The sequence below is a fragment of the Parashewanella tropica genome (assembly GCF_004358445.1).
GTDB classification, from domain to species: domain Bacteria; phylum Pseudomonadota; class Gammaproteobacteria; order Enterobacterales; family Shewanellaceae; genus Parashewanella; species Parashewanella tropica.
The window spans coordinates 297,501-315,436 of record NZ_CP037951.1 but is presented as its reverse complement, the minus strand read 5'-3'; the positions used below and the strand labels follow the sequence as shown (position 1 = coordinate 315,436).

Sequence of the window (17,936 nt, the reverse complement as noted above, 5' to 3'; positions counted from 1 at the left end):
TTTATGAACAACAATCTTTATGCCACCAGCGCTTGGGTAACTTTTCAAAAACGACTTTTGCCATTAGAACTGCTAACATTATGCCTGAACTTACCACTAACCAGTCGGGAAGTAAGCTGTGATGCTCACCAATTTGTGGCGCAACAGCAATACCGTATTCAGCCACCACATAATTCGTTATGTACCCTGCGATGATGGCAACACCAATCACACCGCCTAAATAACCAAATAATGCACGCTTTCCTAACTCTTTAATGACTACGCCTAAGGTCGCAATATTGGTTGCAGGGCCTGCCAACATAAACACCAATACCGCCCCTGGTGACACACCAGCTAGTAACAAACCAGCGGCAATTGGGGTTGATGCTGTGGCGCAAATATACATAGGGACTGAAATAGCAATCATCACTAGCATGGCTAAAATACCACTGCCGTATTGAGACAAAAAGTCTTCAGGAACGTACGTTTTAACTAATGCTGCAAAGAAAATACCGACGAGAAGCCACATTGTGGTATCCCGAACTAAATCGGTTGCCGCATAACGAAGCCCTTCTTTGATCTTTCCAAAAAAGCTGGCTGGCGGTGCACTTGGCTCTGAACTGCAGCAATCATCATCATTGCTATGACTATGAGAATGCGACTTTATCTCAGTAGTTGAGCTACAACACGACGATGACTCTGGCTCTACTTTAGCGTTAGAACTGCAGCAAGAAGTTGGTTCAGGTTCTTTAGATTTTGAACTACAACATGAATTGGATTCAGACTTAGGCTCGGTTTTTTCAGCGACTGATGCATCATTTTTGTCATCCGCCCCTACCAGTAAGCCCGCGGTGATTGCACTCATAACCGCAGCAATCGGACGCACTATCGCCATAAAAGGACCAAGCAGTACATAAGAAACACTGACCGAATCAACCCCTGTTTCTGGCGTCGATACTAAAAACGTCGTGGTGGCCGCTTTAGATGCCCCAGAGCGTCGCAGCCCCACTGCGGCAGGAATGACCCCACAAGAACATAAAGGCAGAGGTGCACCAAACAGAGCAGCTTTGATCACCGTCTTAAAATCGTGTCCCCCCAACTGTTTTTGCATCCATTCGAGTGGGACAAACATTTTTAGTAATCCTGCCATGACAAGGCCGAGTAACAGCCAAGGGGCAGATTCTAAAAACAGCTCGACAAAATTACTGATCAACATGACTTGTCTCCCTTAGCTGATATGGGTTTATCAAAACGTGGAACGGATTCATCGTGATGGATATCATCCAATGCTTCTAAAATAGAACAGTACTCCGCACTTTCATCACCGCCACAGCAAGAGTCAGACAGTTCTTGCAACCCTTTTTGAAACTTTTGAAGTTCCAAAATTTTAGCGGTAATGTTGTCGAGTTTTTTATCAACTCGACCTTTAACATCGGCACACGCCCATTGCGACTTATTGAGTTCAATCGACACCAACTCTTGAATTTCATTCAGAGTAAATCCCACGTTTTTAGCACGCAGAATGAACTTTAGGAGTTGAGCATCTTTGTCGCTATAAAGTCGATAGCCTGATCCAGTACGTTCTGAGGGAGACAATAAGCCATGCTTTTCATAGTACCTCAGCGTATCTGAATTGATGCCAAAGGCGTTCGCGAGTTCGCCAATTCGATACATAATGCTTCCATCGTATTCATCCAATGTAGTTAAGTATAAACCTTAGAGTAAGCTCCAAGGTCAAATATTATTTTATTATTATGAAAAATTGAACTCAGTGTTTTGTATTAACTGAAGGGAATATGCACAGAAAATCAGCAGATTGATTGGTTTTTCAGGTAGAATATGCGCGCCCAAGTTCAGAGAAGAAAACAATATTAATCAAGCTTCTCTGGCCAAGAACACTTTAACTGGATAAAAGTACCCACATGAATAACGCCAGACCTATTCGTCGCGCGCTGCTTAGCGTTTCTGATAAAACCGGTATCATTGAATTTGCCCAAGCTCTGCATACTTTAGGTGTAGAGATCTTATCGACAGGTGGCACAGCCAAGCTTTTAGCTGACAACCAAATCCCTGTAATAGAAGTATCAGACCATACAGGACATCCAGAGATCATGGATGGCCGCGTAAAAACATTGCACCCTAAAATTCATGGCGGCATTTTAGCTCGCCGTGGTACTGACGAAGCGGTAATGGCAGACAACAACATCGATGCTATCGATTTGGTTGCGGTAAACCTCTATCCATTTGCGCAAACGGTAGCTAATCCAGACTGTACACTTGAAGATGCGATTGAAAATATCGACATCGGTGGCCCAACTATGGTGCGAGCTGCCGCGAAAAATCACAAAGACGTGACGATTATTGTTAACGCTAACGATTACGGTCGTGTACTGGCAGAGCTTGCTGATAACCATGGCTCTACCACTTATGAAACCCGCTTTGATTTAGCCATTGCCGCTTTTGAGCATACCGCGCAATACGATGGCATGATTTCCAACTACTTCGGTACTAAAGTGCCCGCTCATCATCAAGAGCATGCCACTGATGACAGCAATTTCCCACGTACCTTCAATACCCAGTTAGTGAAGAAACAAGACCTTCGCTACGGTGAGAACAGCCACCAGCAAGCGGCGTTTTATGTCGATACCAAAGTTGATGAAGCTTCGGTTGCTACGGCAACTCAAATTCAAGGTAAGGCACTGTCTTATAACAACATCGCTGATACCGATGCCGCATTAGAGTGTGTGAAAGAATTCCTTGAGCCTGCCTGTGTAATTGTCAAACACGCCAATCCATGTGGTGTTTCATTAGGTGAAAGTCTACTTGAAGCCTACGACCGTGCGTTTAAAACCGACCCAACGTCTGCATTCGGTGGCATTATCGCCTTTAACCGTGAATTAGATGAAGCCACAGCAAAAGCCATTGTGGAACGCCAGTTTGTGGAAGTGATCATCGCGCCAAGCGTATCTGAAGCTGCAAAAACCGTCGTTGCTGCTAAAGCGAACGTTCGTTTATTAGAATGTGGTCAGTGGGATAACAAAACCACTTCACTCGATTACAAGCGTGTGAATGGTGGTATGTTAGTTCAAGACCGCGATCAAGGCATGGTGGGTTTAAACGACTTGAAAGTGGTTTCGAAACGTCAACCGACTGAAGAAGAACTGAAAGATTTACTCTTCTGTTGGAAAGTGGCTAAATTCGTTAAATCTAATGCTATCGTGTATGCCAAAGACGGTATGACGGTTGGTGTTGGCGCAGGTCAAATGAGCCGCGTTTACAGTGCGAAAATCGCAGGTATTAAAGCCGAAGATGAAGGTTTAACCGTTCCTGGTTCAGTAATGGCATCCGATGCTTTCTTCCCATTCCGCGATGGTATTGATGCAGCCGCAGCCGCTGGCATTACCTGTGTTATCCAACCGGGTGGCTCAATGCGCGATAATGAAGTCATTGAAGCGGCAGACGAACACGGCATGGCTATGGTGTTTACCGGAATGCGCCATTTCCGTCATTAATAGTGAATTATTTTACCTGACATAGCGGAATGATAGTGTGAACGACAACAGAAACGTACGTCCATGTACTCACGACCGTGACATCCTGTCACGGACGGTTGTCTTATCACACTATCATCCCTCTCTGAATATTCGACATTACTGATTTCTACTAGAGCAGGTAATAACAAGGAATATGAAATGAAAATATTAGTTATAGGTGGCGGTGGTCGTGAACACGCCTTGGCATGGAAAGCGGCGCAAAGCACTCAAGTTGACACCGTCTTTGTAGCACCGGGCAATGCGGGCACAGCTTTAGAGCCAAAATTAGAAAACGTCGCCATTGGTGTTGAAGATGTTTCTACCTTAGTTTCATTTGCAAAAAATAACGACATTGCGTTAACCATTGTTGGCCCTGAAGCGCCATTGGTGATTGGTGTGGTTGATGCTTTCCGCGCTGAAGGTTTAGCGATTTTTGGCCCAACCGAAGGCTCTGCACAATTGGAAGGCTCAAAAGCCTTCACCAAAGATTTCTTAGCTCGTCATAATATTCCGACCGCTGATTACCAAAATTTTACGGATATTGAACCTGCAAAAGCATTTTCAGCTCAACTCGCAGATAGAACGGGTTACCCTGTAGTGATCAAAGCCGACGGTCTTGCTGCAGGTAAAGGGGTAATCATCGCTCAAGATCAAGCTGAAGCGAATGCGGCCATTGAAGATATGCTGGAAGGCAACAAATTTGGTGAAGCAGGTTCTCGCGTGGTTATCGAAGAATTCTTAAAGGGTGAAGAAGCCAGCTTTATCGTCATGGTCGATGGCAAAAACATTCTTCCAATGGCCACCAGCCAAGATCACAAAGCCCGTGACAATGGCGACAATGGCCCAAATACCGGTGGTATGGGCGCGTACTCGCCAGCGCCAGTGGTCACACAAGCCATTCATGACTGGACAATGAAGTACGTGATTGAGCCAACGGTTGAAGGCATGGCGAAAGAAGGTCATCCATACACTGGCTTCTTATACGCTGGCTTGATGATTGCCGCTAATGGTACAGCTAAAGTACTTGAGTACAACTGCCGTTTTGGCGACCCTGAAACTCAGCCTATTATGATGCGCTTACAATCAGATTTAGTTGAGCTTTGCCTAGCCGCGTGCCGCGGTGAACTTGATAAAGTGACAGCTGAATACGACAGCCGCGCCGCAGTCGGTGTGGTGTTAGCTGCTGGCGGTTATCCAGCGTCTTATCGTAAAGGCGATGTGATTGACGGCTTAACCCTTGGTAACAATAATCAAAAAGTTTTCCATGCAGGTACGGCAGAAAAAGACGGTCACATCACCACTAATGGTGGACGGGTGCTATGTGCTACTGCTCTCGGAAACTCTGTGACAGAAGCGCAACAAGCGGCTTATGGACTGGTTGATACCGTCCATTGGGATGACGTGTATTTTAGAACCGATATCGCTTATCGCGCTATCGCTCGCGAACAGTAATTGCCTCAAAGTAGATGTGGGCTAGGCTCACATCTACTTAATGCTATCCGTTTTCACTTCAGTAGCTTTCTTAAGTGCCATCATTGGCGGCTGAGGTTGCGCCTCTCCACATACCCAAGCCCCAAAACCATTGTAAAGATCTGGAACATCCTTGGCTGGCTCGATATCAAATCTAAAAGGAATATCAGTGAACTTTGGATTTAATGCAGCATCCCAACTTGATGTTTGACTCCACCCGTTAAACTTTCCAGTAATTTGTTGGGTGTTTTGAAAAATGTTCAATCGATAATCGGCATCAAAATTATAGTTTCTCACAGGCGCTTCATAACTCGGATACACACTGCCATCGTCCAACACCGCATAGCCCAAAGTCATGTATTTATGCTTTTTAGCTTCAGGCAAGGTATCAACTCTTACAGCTGGGAATTGAATACTGGTGACCCAAAACTTAGCGCCGTCCTGCCTTTGCAATTGAAACTCAATAAAGGTATTCGCGGGATTCCTTACTTTTATTACTAGATCTTTAGTTGATGAGTCGGGCGATTGCTGAGGTTTTTGAATTGTTAAGTTACTGGCTGTAAATCCAGACATCACGAACGAAGGCTTTACTTCGTCAGTAGTCGCGACCGCTTTACCATTAAAATTCGAATAAATCGCCAATGGTTCACCCCCGACAGGACAAGCAAATGCATCTACAGGATTAGATTGAGCATATGACATTTGATTGACAGCAAGACTGCTTAAAATGAAGAAAAAGGGCTTAATATGAGTGTTTCGAATGGATAATGTCATGATGCTTCCCCTTATACAAGTTATCTGATTTCTAAGTGCTCAACTACTGATAAACAACCAAAAATCAGCTACTTCCATAAACTATCACTTTTAAATTTTATCTACAGTGAATCTTTAGTATCCATTAAGCCTAAATTCAGATAATAAAAAACCCAGCGACTAAGGCTGGGTTTTAAGGTGTTTATCTTTTATTTAAGATTAAACGTGACCACGCGCAGCGCGTTTACGGTCATTTTCCGTTAGGTGCTTCTTACGTACACGAACGCTTTCTGGCGTTACTTCCACTAGCTCATCATCATCGATGAACTCAAGTGCACGCTCAAGGGTTAATTCGATTGGAGGAGTCAGAATTTGTGCTTCGTCAGTACCAGAAGCACGCATGTTGGTAAGCTGCTTACCTTTCAAGCAGTTAACGGTCAAGTCGTTTGAACGTGAGTGAATGCCAATCACCTGACCTTCATACACTTCAACACCGTGACCTATAAACAGACGACCGCGATCTTGTAGGTTATACAATGCGAACGTCAGTGCCTTACCGGTACCGTTAGAGATCAATACACCGTTGTTACGCTGACCGATATCAGACTCAATCGCAGGACCATAGTGATCAAACGTATGGTAAAGCAGACCTGTACCTGAAGTTGCGGTTAGGAATTCAGTTTGGAAACCAATCAAACCACGGCTTGGAATAACGAAGTCGATACGTACACGACCTTTGCCGTCTGGTAGCATGTCACGCATATCACCCTTACGCATACCAAGCTTTTCAATCACCGCACCTTGATGTTCTTCTTCAACATCGACGGTCATGGTTTCGTATGGCTCACACATTTCGCCACCGATTTCTTTAACGATAACTTCAGGGCGAGATACCGCTAATTCGTAACCTTCACGACGCATGTTTTCAATCAAAATCGCTAAGTGAAGCTCACCACGACCTGATACACGGAAACGATCTGGACTCTCGGTTTCTTCAACGCGTAATGCTACGTTGTGAACCAATTCTTGCTCTAGACGCTCAAGAATATTACGAGACGTCACGTACTTACCTTCTTTACCCGCGAACGGAGAGGTGTTTACTTGGAACGTCATAGTTAGCGTTGGCTCATCAACAGACAGCGCTGGCAATGCTTCAGGTGTGCCTACTGCACAAATGGTGTCAGAGATCTTAAGCTCACCTAGACCAGTGATCGCAACAATGTCACCGGCTTCTGCGCTTTCTACTTCGTGACGATCTAGACCTAAGTAACCTAGAACTTGACCGACTTTGCCGTTACGGGTCTTACCATCAGCACCCACTACGGTGACTTGTTGGTTAGTCTTAACGCTACCGCGCTTGATACGACCAACACCGATAACACCTACGTAAGAGTTGTAGTCAAGCTGTGAGATCTGCATTTGGAACTCACCGTCAGCGTCAGCGTCTGGGCGAGATACTTTATCAACGATCGCTTCAAATAGCGGCGTCATGTCTTCGCTTGGCTCATCTGGATCTAAGGTCGCAAATCCGTTCAATGCTGAAGCATAAACCACTGGGAAATCTAGCTGTTCGTCGGTTGCGCCTAGGTTGTCGAACAAGTCGAATACTTGATCCATAACCCAATCAGGACGCGCGCCTGGACGGTCAACTTTGTTGATCACAACAATCGGTTTCAAACCTTGAGCGAACGCTTTTTTGGTTACAAAACGCGTTTGTGGCATTGGACCATCTACCGCGTCAACCAGCAGTAATACTGAGTCAACCATAGATAGAACACGCTCTACCTCACCACCAAAGTCGGCGTGACCAGGGGTGTCCACAATGTTAATTCGATAATCGTTCCACTTGATGGCAGTATTCTTCGCCAGAATGGTGATCCCACGCTCTTTTTCAAGATCGTTTGAGTCCATCACACGCTCTTCAGCTTCTCCGCGCGTTTCAAGGGTACCTGATTGCGCCAACAACTTATCAACCAAGGTTGTTTTACCATGGTCAACGTGAGCAATAATGGCGATGTTACGTAATTTATCTAGCTTAGACACAAAGAAGCCTCTTACCATCTATACCAAGTTCAATCGAAATACTCTTGTAAATGTAGTCGAATACTATTTATAGCAATACAGATAAGAAATAAGGTGACCATCCGAGGCATGGATGCCGAGGCTGAGCGCCCATGGATGGGTTTACAGCGTGTCATCGTTTTCTTGTCTGTATTTTCGAACGTCATTTACCGAGTATTTTATGACTCAGCAATATAAAACCAACGCCCTTAATTATAGGGAGTCTTCCAAAAAGCGGCCTATTCTACTCTAGCTCAGCCCTCAGGCACAGGATTATTTTTTGTTCAATAAAAAATTCATTATTTGATTAGCTCCAGCATGCGCACCACATTGGTGCAGCATGATCGCTCTGTGGTGCAAAGTGAGTATTTCAAATATCAAAAAATCACAATATAAACATAAATATCAAACAGTTAAATTTCTGGCACAGTGTTAGCTTATAACAGCGTCAGAACAGGTGATGTGATATGATCGCCCCACAATAAAAGCGTACCCTTTCATTCTATTGGAGATTTAAGCATGTCGATTGCTGCTGTATTAGAACAACTTGAAGAGTTTGATGTAAAATTTGTCGACCTACGTTTTACCGACACCAAAGGTAAAGAACAACACGTATCTATTCCAGCGAGCCAGATCGATGAAGACTTTTTCGAAGATGGAAAAATGTTCGATGGTTCATCAATTGCAGGTTGGAAAGGCATCAACGAATCTGACATGGTACTCATGCCAGACCCAAGCACATTTGTTCTTGATCCTTTCACCGAAGAAACCACAGCACTTATCCGTTGTGACATTCTTGAACCGAGCACCATGCAAGGTTACGACCGTGACCCTCGCTCGATCGCTAAACGTGCTGAAGATTACCTACGCTCAACAGGTATTGCTGACACAGTTCTAATCGGTCCTGAGCCAGAGTTCTTCTTATTTGATGATGTACGCTTCAAAACCGATATGTCTGGCAGCATGTACGCCATTGATTCAACGGAAGCGGCGTGGAACTCTGACAAACAATATGACGATGGCAATACAGGTCACCGTCCAATGGTGAAAGGCGGTTACTTCCCAGTAGCTCCAGTGGATTCGTCACAAGATTTACGTAGTGCAATGTGCCTACTAATGGAAGAAATGGGCTTAGTCGTAGAAGCACACCACCATGAAGTGGCTACAGCTGGTCAAAACGAAATCGCTACTCGTTTTAACACCCTAACCCTTAAAGCTGATGAAACTCAGATCTTAAAATATGTGGTTCACAACGCCGCCCATGTTTACGGTAAAACGGCGACCTTTATGCCTAAGCCTGTTGTTGGTGATAACGGTAGTGGTATGCACGTTCACCAATCGCTAGCAAAAGACGGCGTGAACTTATTCGCAGGTGATCGATACGCTGGTCTAAGTGAAACGGCGCTTTACTACATTGGTGGTATCATCAAGCACGCTAAAGCGCTAAATGCATTCACTAACCCAAGTACGAACTCTTACAAGCGTTTGATCCCTCACTTTGAAGCTCCTGTTATGTTGGCTTACTCGGCACGTAACCGCTCAGCATCTATTCGTATTCCAGTAGTACCAAGCCCGAAAGCGCGTCGTATTGAAACTCGATTCCCAGATCCAATGGCGAACCCATACTTAGCCTTCTCTGCATTATTGATGGCAGGTCTTGACGGTATCCAAAACAAGATCCACCCAGGTGATGCCATGGATCAAGACTTATACGATCTACCACCAGAAGTGGCTGACGGTATCCCACAAGTAGCAACGTCTTTAGAAGAAGCATTAGCAAGTCTACATGCTGACAGTGACTTCCTAACCAAAGGTGGCGTATTCAGCAAAGATTACATCGAATCGTACATTGCACTGAAAACTGAAGAAGCAAAGCGTGTAAGCCGCACGACTCACCCTGTTGAGTTCGAGCTTTACTACAGCTTGTAATAGCTAAAGCTAAATAAAATGAAAGCCTTATTGAGCGATCGATAAGGCTTTTTTATTTGCAAGAAGTCTGATTGAGCGTCAACAGCTCCCCAAACGGATAACTTTGATAGAGCTTCTGCATCGCAGTCTCAAGGCTGCGATTAACCTCTTCAACAGGATGTTGTTCACAAGTACCGTCCACCAAAGTTCTAAATGGCCTTTGTTCTGGTTTCATTTGTAATAGTTTCAATACAGCATCCGCCACCATTTGTGGATCTGGATTATTACCCTGCTCGCGAACTTTATTGTAATACTCAACTTGCTTATCAGGCGCATCTGCAAGTTTGTCATATGACTGAGTGATCTCAGTGTCACTTCCTGCAATTAAATTCGAAGAAAACGGCGTACCAAATGCGCCAGGCTGAACCAATAGCGATTGAATGCCAAACTGAGAAAGCTCAACACGGTAAGTTTCAGTTAGTGCTTCTAACGCATGTTTACTGGCGTTATACACACCCATATAAGGCAATACGAATTGGCCTAAGGTACTGGAAATTTGAATTAGCGTTCCTTGCCGTCTTTGCCTCATATGAGGAAGTACGGCTCGTATCATCCGCTGCACACCAAATACATTAACATCGAAAATGGCATTAAAATCATCAATAGTGCAGCTTTGTAACCAAGCCGACGAGCCAAAGCCTGCATTATTAATAAGCACATCAATATGCCCCTGTATGGCAATGGATTCAGCCACGCCATCATTAACACTTTGCTCATCAGTAACATCAATATCCACAACCAAAGCACCTTGCTGTCTTAGATCATTTGCTACATCAACGTGCTTAGATGTCGAGTGACGCATAGACGCCACAACAAAAAAGCCCTGTTGTAATAAGGTCTTTGCCATTAAATAGCCAAAGCCACTGTTTGATCCTGTGATCAAGACCGATGTGGACACAATTCACTCCTTACAATGCCATTAGTAAATGAATATGAAGAAACACTAGCATCAAGGTAATGAATAAGGGCTTAACCGAATGGTTAATTATTTGTTAATTTGGTTTTGATAGACTTTTTAGCATTGCTCTCAGGCAAGGGTAAGTCGTGAAAATATAAGTTAAAAAAGCCCAGCATAAGCTGGGCGATAAAATCTATAAATCTATAGCGATTAAGCAAACACTTCTTGTAGAGGTGGTACAACTTGCTTCTTGCGGCTTAATACACCTGGTAACCAAGAGCGACCGTTTTCAGAGGCAATCTTGTACGCTTTTTCACTTAAATCCGCATCATCACTCACCACTAATAACTCTGAACCTTCTTTCATAATGTCGGTGAGTAGCAACATTACAGTATGGCGATTGCCTTCTTCTTTAAGTGCCGCGATATCCGCTTCTAAATCGGCTTTGATATCATCAAACACTGATAGATCAACCACTTCAAGCTGACCAATACCGATCAGATTATCGTTCATGTTGAAGTCTTTAAAATCACGCATCACAAGCTCACGTGGTTTCGCGCCTTTCACGTCAGATTTCACGTTAAACATTTCCATGCCAACCGCTTTAAAGTCTTCGATGCCTGCGATTTCTGCTAATGCTTCAACACAACGAATATCTGCCGTGGTGCAGGTTGGTGATTTGAAAATAACCGTATCACTCAAAATCGCACACATCATGATGCCCGCAATGTCTTTTGGAATTTCAACATTATAGAAGTCATACATCATTTTGATAACGGTATTTGAACAACCAACAGGGCGGATCCAACACTCAAGTGGTGTAGAAGTCGTTAAGTCACCCAGTTTGTGGTGATCAACAATACCTACAATCGTTGCTTCAGCAATATCATCAGGGGCTTGGGTTACTTCAGAGTGGTCAACGATATACACTTGCTCGCCAGCGTAGCTTAGTTTTAGTTCTGGTGCTTCGAAACCAAACTTATCAAGAATGAATTGTGTTTCAGGTGAAGGCTCGCCTAGACGAGTTGCGATAGCTGGCTCACCGATTTGATTTTTTAGGTAAGCTAAGGCGATGGCACCACAAATAGAATCAGAATCCGGGATCTTGTGTCCCACTACGTAAATTGACATTGCTCATAATCTCCAAGTTATTTGCGAAGATTTTATCAAAACTCTGCCAAATTCAAAAATATACGATAAAATCATTTTTTTGCTCTGATCATCACCTCATGTCAAACGTTGTCGCTAAACACCCATCTTACGTTGCTATTCCTCAAGATACGGCTAACGATCTAACTGTATTAGAGTTTCTGAGTTTTAAATATCCGCAGATTGGCAAAGCCCAGTGGCTAAAACGAATGAACGAAGGGAAAGTCCATTGGCAAGATAAAAGCTTAATCAACTCTGACTGTTTGTGCCGTCCAACGGCACGAGTGTATTACTATCGTGAAGTTGAGCAAGAGACACCAATTCCATTTAAAGAACAGATCCTCTTTGAAAATGACAATATTCTCGTGGTCAATAAGCCACACTTTTTACCGGTAGCACCGGGAGGAAATTACATCAATGAGTGTTTGGTTTCTAGGCTAAGAGCAAGCACAGGCATTGATACGATTACGCCTGCACACAGGTTAGATAAAGACACCGCAGGGTTAATTCTCTTAACCAAAAAACCGGAAGTTCGGGCGATTTACCACAACTTATTTCGTGATGGTATCATTCAAAAACGTTATCAAGCGTTCGCTAGAGTCCCTTCTGAAATTCAAACAAAATTTGCTCAGCAAGGTAAATTACACTGGACAGTAAAAAATCGATTACAAAAATCGAACCCCTCGTTTGTGATGGAAATTATAGAAGGTGAACCCAATAGCCACTCAGAGATTTCATTATTGGAAATAGTCGATGAAATAGGACGATTTGAACTCGAACCGGTAACTGGGAAAACGCATCAACTTCGAGTGCATATGATGAGCCTCGGTATGCCTATTTTAAATGATGTATTTTACCCAACTTTACAAAAAAATAAGGTTGCGGATTATACTAAGCCATTACAACTGATGGCTAAACAACTCGCATTTACAGATCCTCAAACCCAACAAGAAATGTGCTTCGAATTATAATCTAGATTGCAGTCGTTCTTAAGTGATATGGCGGAACTAATGGAACCCTTAATCCACCTTTATCTCTCACCTCAGGCCCCGGTTGCCCACCGGCTAAACTAGCTTTCATCGTTTGCATAAGCAGTTCACGAACTTCATCTGATTCGATGTACTTCAACACCTGAAGCTGCTGTTGCTCTGCTAACTGCTGAAACTCAGTTCTCAATTCAGTTAACTGACGTTGAATATGCTCTGTTTCCATCTGAGCCAACAGCTTATGTTTATATGCCATGGTCAAATTATGTTGTCCCTGATGCTTAATTCGCTCCATCTCACCATTATAGGCCGTAAAAATAATTTGCTGATCGCGAATCGCCTCTTTAACAATACTAAATTGAGTTTCTAGCTTTAGAGTACTCAACTGAGTTTGAGCAACATCACTTGAGTCTTCAAGCCTTTCCGAAGCAGCACCTGTTACAGGTTCTATATGTGATGTGACTAACTCTAACTGTTCAACAGCGTTTAATGCCTTTCTTTTGGGCCATAAAGAACCCAACGTAAAAATAAGACGAAGCACCACCGATGTGTTTTCCGACAGTTTGATCAACTTCTCTTCATCAACCTCTTCACTTCTAAGTATGTAATACATTTCGTTAGCAATGAAGTCTGAACCAAACTGTAACTCTTCTCCTTCTTTCTTCATTTGCTGCCAATTTTTATACGCCGCAAACGCATCGCCAATAGAAAAACTAAAAATACCAATCATAAATAATGCCAGCGGTGTCGCGGCCCCCATCGTCGCACCAGTTATCGCCGCTGCACCAGCTACCCCTAACAAACTCAATGGAGTATTCAAAAGCTTACCAAGAAATGTATTTCTACAGTGTCTAACTTTTTTTCTATGAGCCTCAGTTAGTGATTCAATATGCTGCTCTCTTAAACGTTCTACGCGATGACTCATCTCAGCAATTTCATCCAAATAGGGTTTTAAACTGACTTCTTTTACATTGAACCTTCCAAGCTGTAATTGCGCATCAGCTCTTTCACTTAAATCAGCATCATCTGGTAACTCTACCTCACGCTGAACAACGTCTTCCATAGCGACCACCACTTCAGAGCCTAATACCATCTTAGCCTGTGCTATCGCTTGCTCAATATCTTCGAGCTGAGTTCTTGCTGAATCGAGTGTCTCTTTTGCACTAACGGCCAGTTGATATTCTTTTCTGACTCTGACTTTAATTCTATCTTCAAACTTTTCCTGTACCGAAAGTTGGGATTTAACTAATCCTTCAATAAATTCTTTTCCTCTCCTTTTTTCTTTGGCCTGTTCGGCATCCATAACCGCTTTTTCGAACCATTCTTGATGTGCTTTTTCAGCATCTTCCACTTGAAAATACAATTTAGAACACTCTTCAGCTATGGTTCCTAAAGTTCCCCCTACGGCCTGTGGGTCAACCAATAACTCTGGAGAGGCTTCAGCCGCCCAAAGAGTCCCGATAGTGATTAGAATTTTAATGACAATGGCAATAACCTTAGCAGTAGCAATGCTCTTTTCATTTCGCCAGCCACAAAGATAAAATATCCCCCATATACCATTGGCTATCGAACAAGTGCCGCATGCCAACCCAGAATAGCCATGACTTTTTAATTGCCAGTCGGCTAAAGCACAAAACATATCCGCAATGGCAATAGCAGTAACTACGCCCATTACGGCAATAAAGGGGATTGCCATCGGAGCTGCTGCGCCCAAAGTTCCAACAACAGCTCCAATAGCAATGCCAAGAACCACTAAACTGACACATGTAGCAATTAACTTTATAAAGAAATTTTTCTTGGCAATTTCAATTCCGGTTTGCATCGCTTGACGATTACTTTCCTCTGCCCGCTCTGCATTTCTTTTAGACTGCTCACTGACTTTTTCGAGCACCATATGCCGTCTTAAAGGAGGGAGCGTTACTTGAAGGTGATTAAAGTCAGCAGAAGGTGCTTGAAGATAAGTTCCTACCGCATCTAATTCAATGTTGCTTGGCTGTGATGGGCGAGTAACCGTAATAGTAGGGGCAGTAAGTGGAGAAGATGTAGGAGCACCATGACGTAGTCGAGGATCCTCTTCAAAGGTATCAACAGGGATCTGGATAAGTTCAACACCACCAACGGCAGCCATACAACCTCTTTAGGTATAATACAGCTCATCCCTGAGGATTATAAAGAAGTGTTACTTATTAATTTCTTCTAATAACTTACGAGCATGTTGACCCACTTCGTAATGCTCAGGCTTTGTAAAGCTTTGAGATATGGCCGTTTGCAAAGCATCAATCGCTGAAGCTTCGTCACCTAGACTTAAAAAGCATTGAGCAATACGGAAAGTCGCACCGGGATCACAAGCATCCATTAATAATGCATAACCATAAAAATTCATCGCATGTTTAAATTCGCCTAGCCAATGAAAAGTAGAGCCTAATGCCATATGAAAACGGCGATCATAAGGCTGATGCATCACAAGATAACTGAAATCGGCAAGTGCTTCTTCTGGCTTTTCAGCGTGATATTTCTCTAAACCTTTGGCATAAACATCTTCGAGCTCTTGAGGCGTCATCCCCTTAGCTTCTGCCAGAGTCTTATGTTCAACTAAAGCAAGTCGGCAAGCTTCTTCCAGCTGTTTAATATCCACTTCCCAGTCAGGATCACGCTGCTTCATTCACTACTCCCAATCAAGTTTATTGATCATCAGTATAGACTGTATTGCACTAATGCCTTTTCAATGCGATAGTTTACAAAAACTTCTCATGGACTCGGAGAACTAAACCATGAATGGGTTTAAGCCATTATTAACATTGCCTCGCCAGTTATCTTTTCTAAAAACGTTTACGAGTTTTTTAATTCACTTGTTTAATCGCTTTAAACAAGATCACGTTAATATCGTTGCAGGCCATTTAACCTATGTGACCTTACTTTCTCTGGTTCCTTTAGTAGCAGTAATGATGTCGATGTTATCGATTTTCCCTGTTTTTCAAGGTGTCAGAGAACTCATAGAAGAGTTTATATACCACAACTTTTTGCCCTCAGCGAACGATGTAATTCAGTCGAATATCAATAAATTTGTCAGTAACGCTTCTAAAGGAACGACCATTGGTATCATGGTTCTTGTAGTCGTTGCCTTGATGTTGATCTCAACCGTCGACCGCACATTAAATAGAATTTGGCGAATTAAAAAAAAGCGCCGCTGGGCCATTTCTTTCTCAATGTATTGGATGGTATTAACATTAGGCCCTATTTTTGTTGGAGCCAGTTTAGCGGCAACGTCTTACTTAATCTCATTAAAATTTTTTAATGATCCACAAGTAGCTCCCTTCTTTGTTTCCAACCTACCTATGCTGTTTTCTTTTGCGGCATTTTTTATGTTGTATCTGACCGTGCCTAATACGCACGTTCATTGGAAACATGGGCTTATTGGTGCGGCATGCGCTTCTTTCTTATTTGAAGCAGGCAAAAAACTGTTTGCCTTTTATCTCACTCACTTTCCAAGTTATGAAGCCATATACGGAACACTAGCCACTATTCCGATCTTATTCGTTTGGGTTTATATCTCATGGATGATCGTATTATTAGGCGCCTTAATAACAGCGTCACTTCCGGATTTTTTTAACCAATTACAAGAACAACAAAATGAAAGCCATCATTCAACGAGTCAGCCAAGCGAAGGTTGATGTAGATCAGCAAACTATAGGTCAAATCCAACAAGGGTTGGTTGTTTTATTAGGAGTAGAACAAGAAGACACTCCTTCTACTGCAGAAGCACTAGCCCAAAGGATCATCAACTATCGAGTGTTTTCTGATGAAGCAGGAAAAATGAACCTTAACCTTGAACAAATAAAGGGTGAGCTGTTAGTGATCTCACAGTTCACCCTTGCAGCAGATACCAGCCGAGGACGCAGACCAAGTTTTTCATCTGCGGCAACACCAGAGCAAGCAACTACTTTATATGAACATTTCATTCATTATTGTCAGAAACAAGGCATAACAACACAAAGTGGGCGGTTTGGAGCCGATATGCAGGTCAGCTTAACCAATGACGGACCGGTTACCTTTATCTTGGAATCAAAATAATGCCAATCAATTCAACCGCGCCGCTACTGAAAGAATTGAAAACGATGTGGCATAACACGATACCTATCTCGCAAGCTATGCAAATCACTCCTATTAGCTATCAAAACCAAGAATTTATCGTAACTGCGCCAATTGATCCTAATATCAATTGCCATCAAACTATGTTTGCAGGCTCTGTCTCAACATTGGCTACATTAACCGGTTGGGGAGTATTTTGGCTGAATCATAAATTGCAAAATGTGAGTGGTGATATCGTATTAGCTAAAGCCGACATTCGCTACCTTGCCCCCATTCACTCACAACCACAAGCGAGAGTTAAGTGGCAAGAACAAGAATTAACAGGGCTGAATGAAGGTAGAAAGCAACGAGTGACGCTTAATGTAGAAATTTATTGTGATGACACTCTATGTGCGACTTTCAAGGGAACATACGTAAGCTTGCCTCAGTAACCTCCACTTACTTTCGACTTAAAGTAAATTAGTCCAACAACCAGTTGATTACTTGGAATAATTTCTTACAAACACAAAAAGCCCCGTCATTTCTGACGAGGCTTCGTTGTGTTGGCGGAGCGGACGGGACTCGAACCCGCGACCCCCGGCGTGACAGGCCGGTATTCTAACCAACTGAACTACCGCTCCAACTCTTTATGAATCACCGCATTGGCAGTGTATTCAAAATTGGCGTCTGGCAATGACCTACTCTCACATGGGGAAACCCCACACTACCATCGGCGAGGCTGCGTTTCACTTCTGAGTTCGGGATGGATTCAGGTGGGACCACAGCTCTATTGTCACCAGACAAATTCTGTTATTTAACATTCGGAAAGCTGTTTGTGTTTCTCAACGTTCTCGCTTCATTAAGCGCTTTGTATTCTTTCTAAGGTTTAGCAAATTACTCTGAACTTTTAGTTCAGTAAAACCCATTAGGGTTGTATGGTTAAGCCTCACGAGTCATTAGTACAGGTTAGCTCAACGCCTCACAACGCTTACACACCCTGCCTATCAACGTCCTGGTCTCGGACGGCTCTTTAGAGACCTCTAAGGTCTAGGGATGACTCATCTCAGGGCT

At 43.3% G+C, this 17,936-nt stretch carries 15 protein-coding genes, 1 tRNA gene and 2 rRNA genes (1 of these 18 only partly in view); 7 read left to right on the top strand and 11 right to left on the bottom strand.

What is annotated here, in order from left to right; translation table 11 throughout:
• Position 1: 1 nt before the first annotated feature.
• Complete coding sequence (locus E2H97_RS01355; protein WP_133405458.1) at positions 2-1,195, bottom strand: SO_0444 family Cu/Zn efflux transporter; 1,194 nt, start codon at positions 1,193-1,195, stop codon at positions 2-4.
• Entirely contained in the window at positions 1,189-1,653 is a 465-nt protein-coding gene (gene zntR / locus E2H97_RS01350; RefSeq protein ID WP_133405457.1) for a Zn(2+)-responsive transcriptional regulator, read from the bottom strand. Before zntR ends, E2H97_RS01355 begins: the two co-directional genes overlap by 7 nt.
• Positions 1,654-1,901: 248 nt before the next feature.
• Between zntR and purH the strand changes: the two genes are divergently transcribed.
• Both purH and purD read left to right on the top strand, forming a co-directional pair.
• Positions 1,902-3,491, top strand: a complete 1,590-nt coding sequence (gene purH / locus E2H97_RS01345; protein WP_133405456.1) for a bifunctional phosphoribosylaminoimidazolecarboxamide formyltransferase/IMP cyclohydrolase — start codon at positions 1,902-1,904, stop codon at positions 3,489-3,491.
• Positions 3,492-3,671: 180 nt separating this feature from the next.
• Positions 3,672-4,964: a phosphoribosylamine--glycine ligase gene (purD, locus tag E2H97_RS01340; RefSeq protein WP_133405455.1), complete on the top strand. Its 1,293-nt coding sequence runs from the start codon at positions 3,672-3,674 to the stop codon at positions 4,962-4,964.
• 33 nt (positions 4,965-4,997) lie between these two features.
• Here purD and E2H97_RS01335 read toward each other — a convergent pair whose 3' ends face one another.
• Both E2H97_RS01335 and typA read right to left on the bottom strand, forming a co-directional pair.
• Entirely contained in the window at positions 4,998-5,756 is a 759-nt protein-coding gene (locus tag E2H97_RS01335) for a hypothetical protein (RefSeq protein ID WP_133405454.1), read from the bottom strand.
• Positions 5,757-5,954: 198 nt separating this feature from the next.
• Positions 5,955-7,796 (bottom strand): translational GTPase TypA, encoded by a 1,842-nt coding sequence (gene typA / locus E2H97_RS01330; RefSeq protein WP_133405453.1) that lies wholly within the window; start codon positions 7,794-7,796, stop codon positions 5,955-5,957.
• A gap of 519 nt (positions 7,797-8,315) precedes the next feature.
• Between typA and glnA the strand changes: the two genes are divergently transcribed.
• Positions 8,316-9,725, top strand: coding sequence for a glutamate--ammonia ligase (gene glnA / locus E2H97_RS01325; protein WP_133405452.1), 1,410 nt, complete (start codon positions 8,316-8,318; stop codon positions 9,723-9,725).
• A gap of 52 nt (positions 9,726-9,777) precedes the next feature.
• On the opposite strand, the gene E2H97_RS01320 is transcribed toward glnA, so the two are convergent.
• On the bottom strand, positions 9,778-10,662 hold the full coding sequence (locus E2H97_RS01320; RefSeq protein WP_133405451.1) for an SDR family oxidoreductase: 885 nt from the start codon (positions 10,660-10,662) through the stop codon (positions 9,778-9,780).
• A gap of 210 nt (positions 10,663-10,872) precedes the next feature.
• Positions 10,873-11,793, bottom strand: a complete 921-nt coding sequence (locus E2H97_RS01315; RefSeq protein ID WP_133405450.1) for a manganese-dependent inorganic pyrophosphatase — start codon at positions 11,791-11,793, stop codon at positions 10,873-10,875.
• Between the two features lie 98 nt (positions 11,794-11,891).
• Here E2H97_RS01315 and E2H97_RS01310 point away from each other — a divergent pair, with 98 nt between their 5' ends.
• Positions 11,892-12,782, top strand: a complete 891-nt coding sequence (locus E2H97_RS01310) for a pseudouridine synthase (protein ID WP_133405449.1) — start codon at positions 11,892-11,894, stop codon at positions 12,780-12,782.
• A 1-nt stretch (position 12,783) separates the two neighbouring features.
• Here E2H97_RS01310 and E2H97_RS01305 read toward each other — a convergent pair whose 3' ends face one another.
• Positions 12,784-14,925, bottom strand: coding sequence for a hypothetical protein (locus E2H97_RS01305; protein WP_133405448.1), 2,142 nt, complete (start codon positions 14,923-14,925; stop codon positions 12,784-12,786).
• A 51-nt stretch (positions 14,926-14,976) separates the two neighbouring features.
• A complete protein-coding gene (locus E2H97_RS01300) occupies positions 14,977-15,459 on the bottom strand; it encodes a CesD/SycD/LcrH family type III secretion system chaperone (RefSeq protein ID WP_133405447.1) in 483 nt (160 codons plus the stop codon).
• Positions 15,460-15,568: 109 nt separating this feature from the next.
• Between E2H97_RS01300 and E2H97_RS01295 the strand changes: the two genes are divergently transcribed.
• From E2H97_RS01295 to E2H97_RS01285, 3 genes are read left to right on the top strand one after another with little or no spacing between them, the layout of a single operon-like run.
• Complete coding sequence (locus E2H97_RS01295; protein ID WP_133405446.1) at positions 15,569-16,468, top strand: virulence factor BrkB family protein; 900 nt, start codon at positions 15,569-15,571, stop codon at positions 16,466-16,468.
• Positions 16,428-16,868 carry a D-aminoacyl-tRNA deacylase gene (gene dtd / locus E2H97_RS01290; RefSeq protein WP_133405445.1) on the top strand — a complete coding sequence of 147 codons (441 nt, stop codon included), beginning with the start codon at positions 16,428-16,430 and terminating at the stop codon, positions 16,866-16,868. Before E2H97_RS01295 ends, dtd begins: the two co-directional genes overlap by 41 nt.
• On the top strand, positions 16,868-17,317 hold the full coding sequence (locus E2H97_RS01285) for a thioesterase domain-containing protein (RefSeq protein WP_133405444.1): 450 nt from the start codon (positions 16,868-16,870) through the stop codon (positions 17,315-17,317). The genes dtd and E2H97_RS01285 overlap by 1 nt, the downstream gene beginning before the upstream one ends.
• Positions 17,318-17,429: 112 nt before the next feature.
• On the opposite strand, the gene E2H97_RS01280 is transcribed toward E2H97_RS01285, so the two are convergent.
• The 3 genes from E2H97_RS01280 to E2H97_RS01270 all read right to left on the bottom strand — a co-directional run.
• Positions 17,430-17,506 (bottom strand) — tRNA-Asp (locus E2H97_RS01280).
• Between the two features lie 44 nt (positions 17,507-17,550).
• Positions 17,551-17,666: ribosomal RNA gene (rrf, locus tag E2H97_RS01275) — 5S ribosomal RNA — on the bottom strand.
• Between the two features lie 134 nt (positions 17,667-17,800).
• Positions 17,801-17,936, bottom strand: a 23S ribosomal RNA gene (locus E2H97_RS01270); it runs 2,756 nt beyond the window's last position.